Source organism: Paenibacillus sp. FSL E2-0190 (assembly GCF_037992965.1).
Taxonomy (GTDB): domain Bacteria; phylum Bacillota; class Bacilli; order Paenibacillales; family Paenibacillaceae; genus Paenibacillus_AQ; species Paenibacillus_AQ odorifer.
Window position 1 is genome coordinate 5,991,269 of record NZ_CP150306.1, and the last position, 18,466, is coordinate 6,009,734.

Below are 18,466 nucleotides of genomic sequence, written 5' to 3' on the forward strand. Positions count from 1 at the left end.
ATTCCGCACTCTTAATTTCCCCAGATTAAACCATCTGATAGATGGGTTGTTCAGCAATGAACCGGGTAGGAAGCATGGGATATTTGTCTGCTAAGATTTCAGCTAAATATTTCATCCCCGGTGCTTCACTCTCCGCATGACCTAACATGATGAGCGCTTTAGATCTGCCTTGGTGCCCTGCATCCCGCACATATTCCGGAGTCTCCCACTCTGGTCCCTCTCCAGCGATAATTAAATCAAGATTGTGATCATTAAAAAGCGGAATAGCCATCATCCCGCCTCCCCTGTAACCTATTAATATCCCTACGCGTTTGCAGGACAGAGACAGGTCACCAGCAGCGCGTACATAAGAGATGCCTAGCTTACTTTTAATATACTGAGCAGCTTCCATTACAGTCATAGCAGGAATAGTGAGAATCGTAGCAGCCGCTTGCTGCTCTTCCACATAGTCTGACCAATCCAGCTCTCGCAGCAAACCCATCATAATCCCATCCGGCTCTTGCCGATGCCAATAATCATGATAACGAAAAATAGCTATTGGGGAATGTTCGATCAGACTTTTTTTCGCATGATAAACCGGATCACCTTCTAACCACTCGCTCGCTGCATGATGGCTATAAAATACACCTTCATGCGTGATCAGCAAATTGGCTCCTAACGCTATTGCTTGCTCCACAATATTTTGTGTGGCAGAGAAGGCCGTAATAATCCCTGTGACTTCAGTTTCCGGTTCCCCTGGGTTCAGAATATCCACAGTCCCTTCTATCTGTTCCACAGTTCCCATTAAATCTTTCAAAATCGCTCTAATCGTGAGGCTCACTATCATCATCCCTCGGTTCAAAATCTAATAAATCTTTCTGCCTTTAAGATCCTCAATTCCGCTCTTACGGTAAAAATACGTATTGATCCGATCTCTCCATTCCTGCGCATGCTCTGCTTGCTCTTCAAGACGTTGCTTCACTTGCACATACAATCCACTATCCATGCTGCCTTCAAGTGATTCCCATGTTGCTAGAAGCTGTGCAGCCTGCTCTGCCCCTTCGAAATGAGTATCGTAGATATGTTGTATAACCGTTTGCCCCGATTGCAGAACATGCGTGTATGGAACATGATGGAAGAACAGCAGCAGCTCTTCTGGACAAGACGCTAGATTCTCATAATTTGATGCATTAAGACCCATATACTGTCCGCTATACCCCGTTCCCGATTTGACTGAACGATCCACACCAATGCCCTTATGATCCGCATAATGGTACGTTCCCCACTTGGCGTATTCATATCCATCCACATTCGGCCCATAATGATGATCCGGATTAACCATCCAGCCCACACCTAATGGAGCTGTGTAAGATTCGTAAATCCTCCATGAGTCCATTAACATCCCGCGAATAGCAACCACTAGACCTTTATCAGTGCCAAAGGTAAGGCGAATCCATTCCTCAGCTATTTCTTTTGCCGTCAGCTCCGGATTCCAAATTAATCTCCCATATCCATACAGATTGGCTTGAGCTAACCCATGCCCCGTCCAGTTCATGTCATCCCCGACATTAGTTACAGCAGCCACACCATTATACTTATTTCCCCACACCGATCCGTCCACAATATGTTTCACAAGCGTAGTTTGCCCTTTGGCATAAGTATTGAAATCAAGGACTTCTTTCCACTGTGGAACGAGATAACAGAGATGCCGCTGCTGCCCTGTATATTCTTGAGCAATCTGAAACTCCATCAGATGATTGGTATGTTCCAGTGCGCCAAACAGCGGAGATACCGGTTCTCTAACTTGAAAATCCATCGGTCCGTTCTTGATTTGCAGCACTACATTATCATTAAATCGGCCATCCAATGGTTTGAAATGATCATACGCTGCTCTGGCCCGATCTGTCTTACGGTCACGCCAATCCTGCTTGCAGTTATATACGAAACAACGCCAAATCACGATTCCGCCAAACGGCTCCAGTGCTTCTCCCAGCATATTAGCGCCATCGGCATGGTCACGCCCGTAAGTGAATGGTCCAGGTCGATTTTCTGAATCCGCTTTGACCACAAACCCGCCAAAATCAGGGATCACTCGATAAACCTCACCAGCCTTATCTTTCCACCATTGCCGCACCGCTGGGTCCAGTGGATCAGCTGTCTCCAATGCTCCGATCTGTATCGGGCTGGCGAAGTTAGCACTGAGGAATAGCTTAATTCCGTATACGCGGAATATTCCTGCAATTAACGCGATATCAGGCAAATATTGCTCCGTTATAAATAGAGATTCAAGCTCATGAACATTCACATTGTTAATCGAAATCGCGTTGATCCCCACAGAGGACATCAATCTGGCATAATCACGCAGCCGCTTTGTATCGTTAAGAAATTGATTGGACTCGTAAAAAAAGGACCGTCCAGCATAGCCACGTTCAATACTGCCATCAAAATTATCCCAGTGATTAATCATTCGCAGGCCGTTCACCGGATTCATAGACAAATTCAGAGCGTCTATCTCGCTTTCTGTTCCTATCAGCCGTAACAGATGGAATACGCCATACAATATTCCAACAGGCGTTGAAGCACCGACAGCGATACATTGCTCAGTAGCATTTGTACGTATAAGGAAACCTTCAGGACCCAGTGAATCGGTTCGTTCTCCTGCGAATACTCTACTAATTAATGGATTCCCCCCTTGGAAGGTTCCTATAACGATACACGGTCCTTCAGGTTTCGCTGTGAGCAGTGGCGCTTTGCCCAGCATAGAGGTCATCCCCTGTATGAATTCCGCGGCTGCCGCCTGAATCGTCTCGTTGTCCTCCGTTACTACCAACTCAACACACCAATCTATATATTGATTGTATAGAGATCCTGATTTCAGCTGACCATAATTGAGCCAAGCCTCATAAGCGATATTTGTCATGTTTATTCCTCCCGTATAAATAACCCGCCCTGGATTGAAAAGGACGGGTTCATGATTCGCAAGCTTGAGCAGGTTACCCGCTCTATGATTTGGTGACAGCGTTAAGCAATTGGTGATACGCTCGCTTAGGATTATGCTGCTCATCGAATAGAAATGGCCAATTTTTCCGTCCCCGAACAGGGAAGCCGTCCAGCCATGTATAGTCATCCGCTGCTCCCCAGAAAGTGACTGAGCTAATCACGTCGCGGTATTCTTTCAACAGAGCAAACATCGCTTCATAGCGCTCTGCCTGCAGCTCGAGCAGTTCGGCAGGTGCGACCTTTAAATCCATTCGTTTGTCATCGAAACGGAACATGGACACATCCAGCTCTGTCAATTGGAGCTGAAGCCCTAAAGATGCATACTTCTCAATAGCAGCACGTATATCGTCTAAGCTCGGATCGTATAGATTCCAGTGGGCTTGCAATCCGACGCCATGGATCGGCACTCCTTGTTCCAGCAGCGACTTCACCATTTTATAGATTTTGTCACGCTTAAGAGGATTAGACTCGTTATAGTCGTTGTAGAATAATAAAGCCTTAGGATCGGCTTCATGAGCGAATTCAAACGCTTTGCCGATAAACTCCGGTCCGACAATATCCAGCCACTTTGACTGGCGAAGAAGTTCTTCTCCTTCATCTGCAATAACTTCATTTACAACATCCCAAGCATAGATATCTTCCTTGTAACGCCCAACCACGGTCTGAATATGTGATTTGAGCCGTGCAAGCAATGTCTCTTTGCTTACACACCCGCCCTTCTTATCCTCAAACAACCAGTCCGTAGTCTGGTTATGCCAGACTAAAGTATGCCCACGCATAGCCATATGATGTTTTCGGGCGAACGCAACCAACTGATCTGCTAGTTTAAAGTTATAAATGTCTTCAAGCGGATGCAGACTTTCAAACTTCATCTCATTCTCAGCGGTAATGCTATTGAAATGATAGGCGAGCAAGTGCTCCTGTGATTTTATCGTCATCAGGTTAACGGCTGCACCAATTTTGAAATCCTCAGCAAATATTGTTTTTAGTGCAGGTTCTGTGTAATCACTAGCTTGTCTCAACAAGTTCCCTCCTGACAAAAGCATTTATATCAGTATTCGAATAATTAAGACTGATAATCGAACCAATCGAAGTAGGCAGGCACCTCAGCCACCTTGCCATGACCTGTTGCATATAATCCGATAAGAACACCCGTAAATCCATTTCCTTTTACGGCTTGAGGAGATAATGGATACGCTGCTGCTGTTGATAGCTTATTCCACTCCTGCCCATCCAAAGAATAAAGGAAGCTGTATTCGGTAAGCTCAGCCTTAACTTTCAAATAAATTCGCTCGGCAGTAGTTGGAACCTCTGCCACTGTATGGGTTACTCCATCCATAGTCACATGAGCTGTAATCACTGTTTGCCCGTTTTTTTGAACAAGTCCAATTTCATAATGAGCATTCTCATCTAATCTGGCGCAAAGTCCAGCTTCCACATCAGCAATAGATGAAGGCATTTCAAGCAGCGTGCTCCATTCTGCCGAAGTATGCTGCTGTCTTCTGCCTACAAAAGCCACTTGGCCTACTTCACTGAGACCTGCAGATTGTCCTCGAAGAGATAACCATCCCTGTCTTTCGTTTAAGGACCAGCTTCCCTCAGCCGGATTCCGCAGAAAGGCTAATCCCAGCGGCAATACTTGATCATCAAAATCATGTCTTCCACTAGTCTTAGGTTTTGGCGATTGACCAGGTACACGTGAAACCTTCATTTCCAGTCCAACTGTGTCTTCATTATTATCGATCATCGGCCATCCGTCTTCAGTCCAGCTTACGGGAGCAAGGAAAGTCTCTCTTCCAAGCACAGTGAATTTTGTATCTACTAGTCTTACTCCAAGGAATACGGCCCACCAATCCCCGTTACGATCCTCAATCAAATCGGCATGCCCTAAATACTGAATGGGATTGTCAGTACCGCTGTGCGTCAATATCGGATGCGGCAATCGTTCAAACGGTCCATAAGGAGAGGAGCTGCGGCCAATGATCTCCCGATGTTCCTTAGCCGTTCCTCCTGAAGCCGTCATGATATAGTACATTCCATTTATTTTGTACAAATGAGGGCCTTCCGTCCAAGGTCCGCCATCCCCAGTCCAGATGACAACTGGTTCTGTTAATGCTGCTCCCGTAGCGATATCTATCTCATATTGGATGGCATGGGAGTCATAATCTGCCCCCTGCTGGGTGGTTACATATACTTTTCCATCCTCATCAAACATTAGAGAAGGATCAATTCCTCCATAAGGAATACTAATCGGATCTGACCACGGACCCGCAGGGTCCGTAGCCGTAACATAGAAATTCCCTTTCCCGTGTACTTCGGTCGTTATCATGTAAAACGTTCCTTCATGATAGCGGATCGTTGGGGCAAATATCCCTCCAGAGCTCTTGCTTTTACGAGTATCCAGCTGACTTACACGATTGAGCACATGACCTATTTGTGTCCAGTGAATCAAATCCTGACTATGAAAAATAGGTACGCCAGGGAAATACTCAAAGGAGCTGCAAACTAAATAGTAGTCATCCCCTGCCCGAGTGATACTTGGATCAGGATAGAAGCCTGGAAGTATCGGATTCGTGTATGTGATTGAAGATGGGGTCATAATTTAACAGACAACCTTCCTATTACTTAATAGTGATTGCAAGCTCCTTATTCCTTCACGCTTCCTACATTTAGACCGACCACAAAATATTTCTGCATGAATGGATAAACTAGCAAAATTGGAACCGAAGCAACGATCGTAACGGCTGCCCGTATGGAGATTGGTGTAACCATGGCATGTACCGACTCCTGAGTCATCCCTGTCCCGTTATTTACACTAGGGTTACTGTTCGAGTTCATAGTAGAGGATAGCAGCTTCATTAATTCATATTGCAATGTACTCAAGTTCTGGCGGGAAGAGGTGTAGATAAACGCATCAAACCATTGGTTCCACGCACCTACTGCAACAAAAAGGGCGATGGTAGCAAGAACAGGTTTACACAAAGGGAAGACTACTTTCATGAAGATCTTGAATTCCCCGGCACCGTCGATTCTTGCAGATTCCATAAGACTTTCATGTAAGGTACCAATATAAGTACGGATAACGATCATATTAAATGCACTTACCATGGACGGGATTACATATACCCAGAACGAATTGAGCAAATGAAGATCCTTCATAAGGAAATAGTTTGGAATCAGACCCGCACTAAAATACATGGTAAGGACGAATATAAAGGTAATATGTTTGCGGAAAACATATTCTTTCCGGCTTAACGTATACGCAAGCATCGTGGTTAAAAATAGATTCAGGATCGTAGATATCACTGTTCGTGCTACCGAAATCCAAAAAGCATTATAAATTGTACCTGAGGCAAAAACCGCTTTGTAGTTCTGTATGGTCCACTCTCTAGGCCATAAATAAATGCCGCCGCGGATGGTATCATTCCCCGCATTAAAGGAGACTGCTATAGTATTCAGGAATGGATACAAGGTAACAATAACTAGACAAACCATAAATATAGTATTGAAGGTGCTGAACACTACGGGTTCGAACCTCAGATTTTTCATCCGGTTTCCAGCATTACTTTTTGGAGATTTTTGAGGAATCAATTGAGTTTTTTCCATGATTATAACAGCCTCTCTTCCCCTAGCCGCTTCGCAGTCCAGTTAGCTAATAGCAGCAACGTTACACTTACGACTGTTTTGAAAATACCACCCGCGGTAGCTAAGGAATAATTCCCTTGCGCTATACCATATTTCAATACAAATATATCAATCGTTTCCGACCAATCTACGACAAGCCCGTTTCCTAACAAGTACTGAACCTCAAATCCAGCTTCCAGTACATGTCCTACGGACATTATTAACAGGATTACAATGGTTGCTTTCATGCCCGGCAAAGTTACATGACGCATTTTCTTATACCGGTTCGCTCCATCAATCTCAGCAGCTTCATATAAAGCCGGATCAATAGAGGCGATAGCCGCCAAGTAGATGATAGTACTCCATCCGACTTCTTTCCAGACGTGTGAAGCACCTACAATACCCCAGAAATACTTCCCTTCACTCAACCAAAGGATCGGTGAATCAATGAGATGCAATTTCATGAGCACGATGTTGATAATCCCGTCATTAACCGAAAGAGAAGTAGCTACAATGCCTGTTACAATAATCCAAGAGAGGAAGTGAGGCAAGTAGGATATGGTCTGAACGGTTCTTTTCCAAAATACATTTTTGATCTCATTAAGCAGCAATGCCAGTATTATCGCAGTCACAAATCCTAGAACTAGATTAATTAGGCCCATGGCCAACGTATTGCGCAGTACTCTCAAAAAGCTATCGTCCGTAAAAAGAAACTTGAAGTGTTTTAAACCCACCCATGTTTGTTCACTAAATGCTCTAGCTGGTTTATAATCTTGGAAAGCCATCGTCCATCCCCAGATGGGAACATAAGCAAATAGTATAATATAAAGCATTAATGGAACCGACATCCAAATCAGCTGTTTCTGATTCTTAATCAAGGTCATAGTAATCGGTTGCTTCTTTTTTCTTTTAGGATGCCGGTTAACTTTTTTCCCCGTTAATATCTCATCCATATATGTTTTCTCCCCACATCATCCATATATTTCAGAAAGTGGTTGGCCTAATAAGCCACCACTTTCTGATTTTTAAGCAAGCTCTAACTATTTAACACTCCAAGTATCAAATCTCCATTTAAGCTGTTCATTGATTTTGTCTTCATAGGCTTTGACATTCGCTTTACCAATTTCTCCAACAAAGTCATTCCAAACCTTATCGAATTCTGATGGACTGGCCAAGATTGCTTTTGGCAGGTATTTGGTTCGCAATTCATTCAGCTTCGTTTCGGCAATTTTGGCATCTGAGCCTTCAACAAGATCTATGGACCAAGCTGGATAAGCTACGGGGTTCGGCTCAGGCTCGCTGAAGAAATCCACATAACTGTTGTAGCCATAAGCATCAAGGATTTCCTTGTCATACGGCTTGAGTGCAGCCCGGTATTCTTCTGGTTGAGCCGCAGCATCTGTTGAGTTTCCATCCTCAAAGAATCCTTGCAATTTCGGAGCTGTAGCATACCAAGCATCTGCTTTGTTGCTGAGCTTCCATGTAGCATCAACTGCGTTCTTCCGTTGTTCTTCATTTCTTATAAAACGGCCATTTTCCACTTGATAATCTTCACCTTCAATACCCCAAGTGAAGATTTTTTGCCAATCTTCTTGAATCAATGTATCCATTAGTTTAATAATTCTTTCAGGGTTTTTGGCATTGATACTGATCCCGAAGCCATTATTCAAGTTCAGCGCTGGGCGATCCAGATAATAATCTTTAGTGCTGGTATCAAACACAAGTGGAAGTCCTACATAAGTTCTTTCATCTTTACCTTGTGTCCGGAGTGAATCTTCTGCTGAACCAAAGTTCCAGTGCTGATCAAACATTCCCAGAACGGCTCCACTAGACAGTTTCGCCAAATATTGATCGTAGTTTTGCACAAATGTTTCTTGGTCGATAACGCCCAATTGGTTCATTTCATTAAGCTTTTGATAGTACTGCTTAGCATAGTCTTTATCTGCGAAGATTTCTGCAACGTTATCATTAACTACTACCCCGCCATCATTAGGGTGTCCGATCAGATGCTGAGGAGCGTTAAACAACCCCCAGTTTCTCCAGTCGTTGTTAAGAATTTCGAATCCGATGGTTGGCGTTCCATCGATGGTTGGATTTTTTTCTTTATATTTCACAATGAGGTCAAAATACTCGTCCAAGGTCTTCACCTGTGGGTAACCAGCATCTTTCAGGATGTCCTTCTGAATCCAGAAAGCAGGACCTGCATAATAGGTTGTATTCACTTTACCGTTATACGCACCATAATTCGGAAGCGTATAAATATGTCCATCATTCGGGTCTTTCATCATGTTCCAGTAATCTGCGTAATGCGCTTTCAAATTTGGAGCATATTGTTCAATCAAATCTTCAAGCGGGATAAAAGCTTCCGCTCCTGTCAGCTTAGTATTGGCAGTCATCAAATCCGGATAATCCTGACCGGCAATCATTACGCCTAACTTCTGGTTAAGATCCCCAGCTAAGAATTCGAAATTGAAGGATGCGCCTGTTTTTTCTTTAATCATTTTATAAATTTTATTATCTGGTGTTGGTTGCTGGCCTGCTTCTCCAAGAAAGATACTAATTTCAAAAGGTTCAATCTTCTCAGAATCTGTTCCTGCAGCAGTTGAAGTGGCTGTTTCTGCTGGTTTGTCTTCCCCTTTAGCCGTCGTATTGTTGCTGTTATTTCCTCCGCACCCTGCTAAGGTAAAGCTTAGGGATAACACAGCAATCAGACTAAGTTTCCATTTGGATATTAACTTGCCCCCCATAAAGCACCTCCATATATTTGTTGGTGTAACAATGTTGTAAGCCCTTACAAGTTAAATTATAGAGGTGATAATCTTCTGAAAATACGCCAGAATTAAAGATGTACCCCCAAAAAGTTTAGGTATTAGTGTTTTTAAATTCGTTAGGGCTCATATGCAGCTTTTTTTCAAATTGCTTGAGGAACTGACTATAATTGCCATAGCCCACTTTTTCAGCGATTTCACTATTTTTTAATTTATTTTGTTGAAGTAAATGTACTGCCTCTTTTATTCGGAGGTTATGCAGCTGTTCATTGAAATTAATACCGTTCTTCTTGATCAATAATTGACCCAGATATACCGGGTGCAGGAAAAAAACCTCTGATAGTCTCTTAATGGTAAGACATTCGCGAAAATGCTCTTCAATATAATTGTTAATCTCCTGAACAATCCCCTGTGATTTTAGGTTTTGTTCCTTAAGAAGGATATCGATACTGGCCTCGCCGCAGAATAGCAAATTACGCATTAAGTCCGTCAAGGTGATCATTGAGTCTAACATCGCGGGGATTCTAATTTGATTAGATAAGGAGGACTCATGAACTTCACTGGCTTCCGAGGTAAACTCAATAATCTTATACATCATATGAATAACAATTTTCTTCACAACCTCTGGAGCGATGCGCTGTTCCCGGAAACTGCGGGCTGCCGAGTTCACAGCTTGGCTAAAGCCTGCGGAGTCCAGGGTGTTAATCGGTCTTATCAAGTCATCCATCAGTTGAATTTGATCATAATGATAACTAAAGGGACTATCCTTAATCTCCTGATAAGTCAGGATCTCTACATTTTCAGAAAAATAAAAATAATACATTAATGCTTCTTTCGCCATTCGGAAACTGTTCCCGATCTGAAGCAAGGAGCCTACACCAGCACCTGTTGCAATATATAAAGCTTGTTTGGGGTGTTCATTCAGCAAAGGAGTTGCAATCTGATCGATCACAGCTCCCTCAGTGGACAATGAATTGTATCCATATACGATTCCAAAACAATGACTCTCCAGATCCATCAGAAACATAGAATCTTTATCGGTTAGGAGGGCTGAGGCTTGCTCTCTGATCTCCGTATATAAAACCGGCTCTGTCTGTATCAAACAAATATTCCAATGGCTTTTACCTTTCGATAGTCGGTTAAGTACCTCCTGATTCGACTGCTCAGCTTTCTCATGCAGCATTCCTTTCAGGAGAGAAACAGCCTCCTCCGCGGAGGCTATTTGATTTAAACTGCGCTTCTGAGCTTCCTGCTCCAGCTCCTGATATATCTCCAGCAATTCTTCTGCCGCCTCTTCGGGAAACACTGGCTTCATCAGATAATGATTAATTCCATAATGTATAGCTGTCTTGGCATATTCAAACTCACTATAACCACTTAGTATGGCAAATTTGATCTCCTTAATCTCAGCTTGTTGCCAAGCTGCGACCATCTCCAGCCCATTCATTAGCGGCATATTAACATCCGTAATTACAAGATCTGGCTCTAGCTGTTTCATTAACTCCAGTCCCTCTTTGCCATTGCTGGAGGTCCCACATACCTCAAAGCCAAGCTCCTGCCAATCAATCCACAGTTGCATCGCTTCAAGCGCACTAGGCTCATCATCGATCAATAATACTTTGTATTTCATAGGAGGTCCCTCACTTTCTAGCTATTCTTCCGTTCCAGGAGTTTTAGTGGAATGTCAAAAGTGACAATGGTCCCTTCATCCGGAACGCTGCTGATATCAAAACGGACCTGATCTTCATAGTACAATTCTAATCGGCGGTACACATTGCGGATTCCGATGTTCGTTCCTGATGACGCTTCATTTTGAACATTACCTAATAATTCTTGCAGCTTCTCTGGCTCTATCCCTTTACCGTTATCAGAGACGGTAACTTTTAATCGTCCCTCCTCCACTAACGTCTTCACTTTTATCACACCTAGTCCCTCTATGGCCTGTAGACCATGTTTGCAGGAATTCTCAACGAGCGGCTGCATGCTTAGCTTGGGAATCTTATATTGAAGCGACTGCTCATCGATCTCAAATTGATAGTCGAATTTATCCCTGAACCGGAATTTTTCAATTTTCAAATACATCTCGATGAAAGTCATTTCTTCTTCCAAGGTAACGAGATCCTCTTTCCAGCTCAGCAGCCGTCTAAGTAATTTCGATAAACTCTTAATGATATCCGTAACATCCGAGTAATTATTTTTAGTACAGACCACCAAAATGGCATTTAACGTATTAAACAGAAAATGCGGATTCATCTGGCTTTGCAGGAAATTCAGTTCAGCTCTTACTCTTTCCATCTCCAGATTATTTTTTTGAATCTCCAGTTTATATACATCATTGATCAAGGAATTAATGGTAGTGGTCATCCTGTTAAAATTACGGATCAAGCCCCCGATCTCATCCTGACCTTCATCAATCCGAATCAGCTCAAATTTCTCATTGGATACTTTCTGCATATGTCTGGACAACCGTTTCACCCGATAATTATAGGATCTTAACATCACATATAAAAAAGCGGTTGTGATTAGCGTGACAATAGACGCCAGAATCCCTGCATAAATCCGAATCTCCATTATCGCTTGGGCAATACGCTCACCTTGTGTAATTCCTATTATCCGCCAGCCTTTTATATAACTAGCTCCGCCGACGGGTACAATATGCACATCCTCCTTGCGCTCATCATCCTGCAGCTTGAACACGGGATAAGGTTCCGTGGTGCCTCTTTGATACCCGCTTTGGGCAGACATAATAATCTCGTCCTGCTCGTTAACCAGATAAAGACTCAAGTAATCTTTTTCTCTGATAATCACGTCATATATTTTACTGAGATCCAAATCAATTCTAAGCAGCTTTTCAAATTTATTGTATGAGCTGTAAGCGTCCATTCGCTCAATAACACTCAAATAAGGCGCTGTAGAAATCACACTAGAGATGTCACTCATATGATAAGCGGCAAGAAACAGATGTTTATTCGCAGCCTTCGACTGCTTATACCATTCACTATTCATAACCTTTTCATTGATGACCTGATAGTTGCTGCCAGAAACAATGGAATCATTGTTCGTGAATACAGTAATCCGTTCAATCTGATTGTTCACCGGCATATAGCTATTCATGCGGCCTCTTAGCTGTTCATCAAAAGTGTCATAGAATTCAATAGAGTTCCCATACGTCCGCTCAAGCAATTCATACAGGTTCTTATCAGCAGAAAGCGTATAGCTGACAGCTACCCCACCTTCAATGAAGTCATGAATATCCTTTCGGGCTCTTTCTAAGGATATCTCTAGATTCTGCTGCTCTCTCGATTTGATCAGATCGGAAATCCGATCCAAAAAAACAAGGTTAATAATAATGATAGGGAGAAGAACACCTATGATATAAATAAGGGAAAATTTATAATTCAAGGGAATATCATTCACTACTTTTCTAAATCTGAATTTTTTTCTCTCCATATGAAACACCTTGCTTCCCCTAGAGCTGTTGGTTCTTATTCTCATTTTTATACACGGATGGTACTACCCCTACAAGCAGCTTAAACTTATCTATAAAATAATCAGTGTTAGAGAATCCCACCTGCACCGCTATATCCGATATCTTTAACTGTGTTCGCTTCAGCAGACTTTTTGCCTCTTCAATCCGTTTGGCATTTAGGTATTCACTAAAACCCTGACCCGTTTGCTTTCTGAACAGTTGTCCCAAATAGGTAGAATTAATATGAAATTGTTGTGCCAAATCCTGAAGCTTTAATTTATTCCGAAATTCCCGATCCACATACTGAATAACCTTGTAAATCGTATTTTGTTCATTCTGCTGCTCTAGTTCAGACAGATAGACGGCAGCCCGTTCACACAGACTTTGTACATAACGGCTTAATATAAAATAATCACTAAGCTCACCTAGATTTCCGTATTCTTGCTGAAGCTTAATCATAATCGTATCCGGGTCTCCATTCATTTGAGCTATAATTCTACAGATCGTAAGCTCTAAATGGGCCACTTTTGCTTTTACAACTTCAAGGGTCAACAGATTCTCAACGAAAGCAGTGAACGCTTCTTTTACACAAGGCTGGATCTGTTCCGTATCATTCGTTTGGACCTTATGCAGCAGCTGTCTGAAATGGTCCTCATGAGGTTCTTCCTTTTTCAGGTTCCTAAGCTCACTATAATAAAAGACCCCTCTTTTCTGCTGATGCGTTTTTCGTTTCCATACCTCAAGTGCCTGCCTATAAATCTCTCGAATCGAGCTCACCCCGACCATTCTGCTGCTAAGTGCTAAAAAGACCAGCTCCTGTGATTGTTCAGTGAGATCTGAATGCATCTGGTTGACGATAGTCTCCAGGCTCTCATTGCCGATAGAAGCAGACTGAAGAATGATCCCCGCTCTTCCCGATCCGTCTTGAAAGAAGCAGAAGTGTTCCTCGGAAAAATAATCACTTATCTGCGGTTGGAATGGATTCATAGAGGAGGCCGGTTCGATAAGAATACACATTAACTCTGCATCCGCTTGAAGCTTCAAGGTGTTTCGGGTTAGAAGCTCTAAATTTTCGTTATACTCCCCTTGGATCAGGCGGTTGATGATATTATTTACGATAAAAAATTGCTTTTTATCAAACTCCTCATTGGAAGCGATTTCATTTTGGATTATTGGAGTGATCCTGCTTAATAAAGCCTCTATTTCTTCATCATCAATGGGTTTTAATAAATATTCATTTACCCGCTGGCGCAATGCCGTACGTGCATACTTGAAGTCATCATATCCAGACAGAATCACAAATTTAGGAGGTTTCTCCATGACCTCATTCAACTTTGTAATAAGCTCAAGTCCGTTAATTACAGGCATATTAATATCCGTAAGAACCAGTTCCGGTTTATTCTCCTGGATAAGCCTCATCGCATCCGTGCCGTTTTGAGCTTCACCACAAACTTCATAACCGAATTTTTCCCAGTCGATCATCGTCCTTAGCCCCTCAAGAACCCAGGGTTCATCGTCCACGATCAGAACCTTAAGCATGATGTTCGCTCCAATCTTATTAAGTTAAGCCCGCGCTTTACACCAAAATATATAGATCATGCTATCATACTTGGATAATGATGTGAATTCATAAATTTTCCTTCTTTTGTTTAAAACAGTACTTTTTTTACTTGAAAAAACGTACAAAAAACGACGTATCCTAAATTTCAGATACACCTTTACAAGGGCCCATCATTCCATTATCATGGTTTACATCGAGTAAAGAATTACATAGTGTAAACCATATGGGAGGGCTAAGATATGAGCAGCTTATCTAAGACTGCTAGATTTCCACTTTTCATTCTGATGTTGAATCTATTTATCGCTTTATTGGGGCAAGGTATGGTTATTCCCATTCTACCTGAGTATCTGAAGCTGTTTAATGCGTCAGGGGCTGCTGCCGGATATCTTATTGCAGCTTTTGGAGCAGCACAGTTTATTTTTTCACCTATAGGGGGACAGCTTTCGGATAAATGGGGAAGAAAATCAATGATCATTTCCGGAATGTTTTTAACGGTACTTTCAGATCTGATATTTGCTGTCTCTACGACATTGCCCCTACTCTATGTCGCTAGATTTATTGGGGGTATAGGTATCGGAATCATGGTTCCTTCCAATATGGCCTACGTCGCTGATATCACTACCCATGAAACCCGCGCTAAAGGTATGGGGTACTTGGGGGCTTCCATGAATTTGGGTATGGTGCTTGGTCCAGGGTTAGGCGGCATTATCGCTGGGTTTGGCATACGCATGCCTTATTTTTTTGCGGGTGGACTTGGGCTTATCGCTACGATACTTTGTTTTTATATGCCAGAGACACTCCCAAAGGAAAAACGGAAATCTGTTAACAAACAGGCCCCTCGCGAATCCATTCGTAATCAAATCGTAAATTCATTCCGGACGTCCTATTTCCGCTATCTTCTGCTCATTCTGATCATGACATTTGGTCTGATGAATTATGAAACGGTGTACGCCCTTTTTGTGGAACAAAAATACGGTTTTGATGCAACGAAAATCTCAATCATTATTACGGTTGGTGCTATTATAGGCATTATTGTGCAGATCTGGCTGCTTGATCATCTGATTAAGAGACTTGGCGAGATAAAGCTTATACGTATATCATTGGTGATGACCGCTATAACCTTATTGTTGATGATATTCAAAATCAATTTAGGTTATTTATTAGTTGTATCCGGTTTATTTTTTGCTTTTAATGCTTTTTTACGACCCACAGTAAGTACATTGATTGCCAACTCAGCTGGTGATCGGCAAGGATATGCTGCCGGATTAAATACAACGTATACCAGCATTGGAAACATACTTGGACCCATTTTAGCGGGATTGATGTTTGACAAACACATGGATATTCCCTATATTTTTGGGGCAATTATCCTGGCATCTGCCTTTTTCATCACCTTACAAAAACCAAAAAAAGAACAAAAAAGGAGTGTAACCCATGACTGAGAACTGGCACCAGAATTTAAAAAACAGAAACCGGGAAGAATTGATTGCTGCGGCGAAGGATCTTTTTATGAAGCAAAGCTTTCTCAAAGTTAATATTAAGGATGTCTGCGACGTGGCTGGTGTAAGCCGGGTTACCTTTTATAAGCATTTCCAGTCCATGAACGAACTGATTTTTGAGGTCCAGATGGAAATCCTGGAGAGCATGACGCAATTTGTTAGAAGCGCACCTTCTTCAATTGAAATGAATGGTAAGCAAATGCTTGCTTCGATGCTTAATGCTTGGATTGATTATGCCCGGCAACACCCAGGTTACATCAAATTCATTCTTCTATTCGATTTGCATTTTGAAGCCTATGATTACAGTAAAGAACTCAAAGAAAATTACAGAAATTTTGTGATGCGGGGTAAAGAACGACATTTCTTAATGGATGCTCTGGAGGCCGGAGTTAAAGATGGATCATTAAAATTTGATACAGAACCCTTATCCACTGCTCATTTCATCTTCACGTCTATGATGGGTTTATTGCAGAAAATGAGCCTGATTTCCAAAGACGATTTCAACAACGAACTTCAGGATATTCAAATTGCTAACCGATTTGTGGACATGTTAGTTCAATATTTAAGTACAGAAAGTGATGAATCTCCTGCCTTGAAGTAAGGGGACCCATCACTTTCTCCGTAATAGAGAGAAGTAGTTAAATGAAATTATTCTCCTTTAAGGAGCGGTTAGACTCATGTTTGATTAACCATTCTTTTCTGGCAAGCCCGCCTCCATAGCCCCCCAATTCACCATTGCTATTTATCACTCGATGACATGGAACCAAGATTGAGAGTTGATTGGTGCCATTCGCCCTTGCTACAGCGCGGCAAGCAGAAGGATTGTTGATTTTCTCTGCAAGCTCCTTATAAGAAGCTGTCTGTCCCAGAGGTATTTTCCGGAGTTCATTCCACACCTTTTGCTGAAAGTCTGAGCCCAGATAACGAACCGGCGTTGTAAATTCCGTAAGTTCACCGGTGAAATACAGCTTCAATTCCTCCTCAATTTGGTGAAGGACGGCTACCTTTTCAGGTAATATAGTTGAATTTAAGCGAGTGCGTAATCTCTTGATTTCATTTTCAAGTCCCTTGCGATCCACAAATTCCAGCAGTAAAAGACTCTCTTCATCGGAGATGGCCAGCATAGAACCCAATATCGTTTCTATCCAAGTACAGTACAGCACTTTAATCTGCTTGGAATGATTCGGGACAGTCCCCATCGTTCGTGAAAAAGCATCCCTAAATCCATTGCTCGAATCGTACCCGCTTTCCAGTTGTGCGTTAATGATTGAATCCCCATTCCTAATATGTTTGAATGCCAGTCCTAAACGTCTAGAACGTGCATATTCGATAAAGGTCATTCCAAATTGTTTCTTAAATTGGCGGCGTGCCGTGTTTGCACTAATAGACAGCTCATCAAAATCTTTATCTGTCCATTTTCGTTCCGGATTGCTCTCAATAGCTTCTACTAGCAGCTTTACTTCAGGAGACATTTTTGTTGGATTGGATAGCGGCTGACACCTTTTACAAGGTCTATATGAAGCTAATAAGGCTTCCTTGGCTGTAGCAAAAAACTCACAATTTTCTTTTAATGGCTTTTTAGCGGGACAAGTTGGCCTACACATGATGCCCGTTGTTTTCACTCCTACAAAAAATACGCCCTCATAATTCGAATTTTTCTCGACCAGCATCTTATAATATTTATCGATATCCTGCTCATTAGTTATCATAGTGTGGTTAGCTCATTTCTAAATAAAGTCCTGAGGCATCAAGCGTTTGCCGGGCATTTTCTTGGAGGTTATGTTGTGCCTGAAAGAAACTACGCGGTCCATAGCTAATCCGTTTCACGCCAATATTTTGCAATTCATGATTTGAAAGCATACCGTCCATAACCATAATATTCACAGGCAGTGGCGATTTTTCAACAAATTGTTCAATCAAGCTTGGATCAGCGAGCCCCGGTATAAAAATCCCATCCGCTCCAGCGTCAGCATAAGCATAGGTACGTTCTATAGCTTGATTCACTAGATCCATCGAATGTTCCTTAGCCTTGAAAAAGATATCCGTTCTAGCGTTAATAAACACGCGCTTTTGCAGTTTGGAGGCTACTTGTTGTATGGTTTTGATCCTCCGGCTTTGTTCGCTGGTCTCCCATAGTTCATTGTTAGGATGATTTACGATCTGATCTTCAAAATTGATACCACAGATATCTAATTGAAATAACTGCTCCATGTTATGCGCTAAAATATCCTCATCTATAGCATATCCACCTTCGATGTCTACGGTCAATGGAACTGCTACTCGTTCGGCAATCTTTGATATCATCCAAAGCATAAGCTCAAATGTAAGCTGTTCACCGTCCGAATATCCCCACGCTTCCGCCATGGAATAGCTGCTGGTTGCTAGCGCCTTTGATCCAGCTTGCTCTATTGCTTTAGCCGAGGCTACATCCCAGCAGTTGTACAGGATCAGTGGATTTTTTTGATCATGCAGCGTTTTAAAATAGTCATAGTTTTTAGTGTTCATAAGTGGTCATCTCCATTTAGTTAAGAATAGAACCACTATATAATAGACATCCATTATCGAT

14 protein-coding genes are annotated in these 18,466 nt (G+C 42.2%); 2 read left to right on the top strand and 12 right to left on the bottom strand.

Annotation, left to right across the window (positions count from 1 at the left end):
* Positions 1-25: 25 nt before the first annotated feature.
* The 10 genes from NST25_RS26270 to NST25_RS26315 form a co-directional block, all read right to left on the bottom strand.
* Positions 26-826, bottom strand: coding sequence for a Nif3-like dinuclear metal center hexameric protein (locus NST25_RS26270; RefSeq protein ID WP_076280140.1), 801 nt, complete (start codon positions 824-826; stop codon positions 26-28).
* Between the two features lie 18 nt (positions 827-844).
* The gene (locus NST25_RS26275; RefSeq protein WP_340392808.1) at positions 845-2,899 is read right to left on the bottom strand and encodes an alpha-glucuronidase family glycosyl hydrolase; all 2,055 of its coding nucleotides are present in this window, start codon (positions 2,897-2,899) and stop codon (positions 845-847) included.
* Between the two features lie 82 nt (positions 2,900-2,981).
* The gene (locus NST25_RS26280; RefSeq protein WP_340392809.1) at positions 2,982-4,001 is read right to left on the bottom strand and encodes an endo-1,4-beta-xylanase; all 1,020 of its coding nucleotides are present in this window, start codon (positions 3,999-4,001) and stop codon (positions 2,982-2,984) included.
* 44 nt (positions 4,002-4,045) lie between these two features.
* Positions 4,046-5,578, bottom strand: coding sequence for a glycoside hydrolase family 43 protein (locus NST25_RS26285; RefSeq protein ID WP_340392810.1), 1,533 nt, complete (start codon positions 5,576-5,578; stop codon positions 4,046-4,048).
* A 47-nt stretch (positions 5,579-5,625) separates the two neighbouring features.
* Complete coding sequence (locus NST25_RS26290; protein WP_139329891.1) at positions 5,626-6,528, bottom strand: carbohydrate ABC transporter permease; 903 nt, start codon at positions 6,526-6,528, stop codon at positions 5,626-5,628.
* 59 nt (positions 6,529-6,587) lie between these two features.
* Complete coding sequence (locus tag NST25_RS26295) at positions 6,588-7,556, bottom strand: ABC transporter permease subunit (RefSeq protein ID WP_076130468.1); 969 nt, start codon at positions 7,554-7,556, stop codon at positions 6,588-6,590.
* An 87-nt stretch (positions 7,557-7,643) separates the two neighbouring features.
* Positions 7,644-9,350 (bottom strand): sugar ABC transporter substrate-binding protein, encoded by a 1,707-nt coding sequence (locus NST25_RS26300; RefSeq protein WP_076184796.1) that lies wholly within the window; start codon positions 9,348-9,350, stop codon positions 7,644-7,646.
* A gap of 115 nt (positions 9,351-9,465) precedes the next feature.
* Positions 9,466-11,001, bottom strand: a complete 1,536-nt coding sequence (locus NST25_RS26305) for a response regulator (protein ID WP_340392811.1) — start codon at positions 10,999-11,001, stop codon at positions 9,466-9,468.
* Between the two features lie 17 nt (positions 11,002-11,018).
* Positions 11,019-12,821, bottom strand: coding sequence for a sensor histidine kinase (locus tag NST25_RS26310; protein ID WP_076184836.1), 1,803 nt, complete (start codon positions 12,819-12,821; stop codon positions 11,019-11,021).
* Between the two features lie 19 nt (positions 12,822-12,840).
* Entirely contained in the window at positions 12,841-14,379 is a 1,539-nt protein-coding gene (locus NST25_RS26315; protein WP_076194119.1) for a response regulator, read from the bottom strand.
* A 261-nt stretch (positions 14,380-14,640) separates the two neighbouring features.
* Between NST25_RS26315 and NST25_RS26320 the strand changes: the two genes are divergently transcribed.
* On the top strand, positions 14,641-15,843 hold the full coding sequence (locus tag NST25_RS26320) for an MFS transporter (protein WP_340392813.1): 1,203 nt from the start codon (positions 14,641-14,643) through the stop codon (positions 15,841-15,843).
* Positions 15,836-16,501 carry a TetR/AcrR family transcriptional regulator gene (locus NST25_RS26325; RefSeq protein ID WP_076194117.1) on the top strand — a complete coding sequence of 222 codons (666 nt, stop codon included), beginning with the start codon at positions 15,836-15,838 and terminating at the stop codon, positions 16,499-16,501. Before NST25_RS26320 ends, NST25_RS26325 begins: the two co-directional genes overlap by 8 nt.
* 37 nt (positions 16,502-16,538) lie before the next feature.
* Here the strand turns inward: NST25_RS26325 and NST25_RS26330 are convergent, their stop codons facing one another.
* Both NST25_RS26330 and NST25_RS26335 read right to left on the bottom strand, forming a co-directional pair.
* A complete protein-coding gene (locus NST25_RS26330) occupies positions 16,539-17,609 on the bottom strand; it encodes a trifunctional transcriptional activator/DNA repair protein Ada/methylated-DNA--[protein]-cysteine S-methyltransferase (protein ID WP_340392815.1) in 1,071 nt (356 codons plus the stop codon).
* A gap of 7 nt (positions 17,610-17,616) precedes the next feature.
* On the bottom strand, positions 17,617-18,405 hold the full coding sequence (locus NST25_RS26335; RefSeq protein WP_076130461.1) for an isocitrate lyase/phosphoenolpyruvate mutase family protein: 789 nt from the start codon (positions 18,403-18,405) through the stop codon (positions 17,617-17,619).
* Between the last annotated feature and the right edge of the window lie 61 nt (positions 18,406-18,466).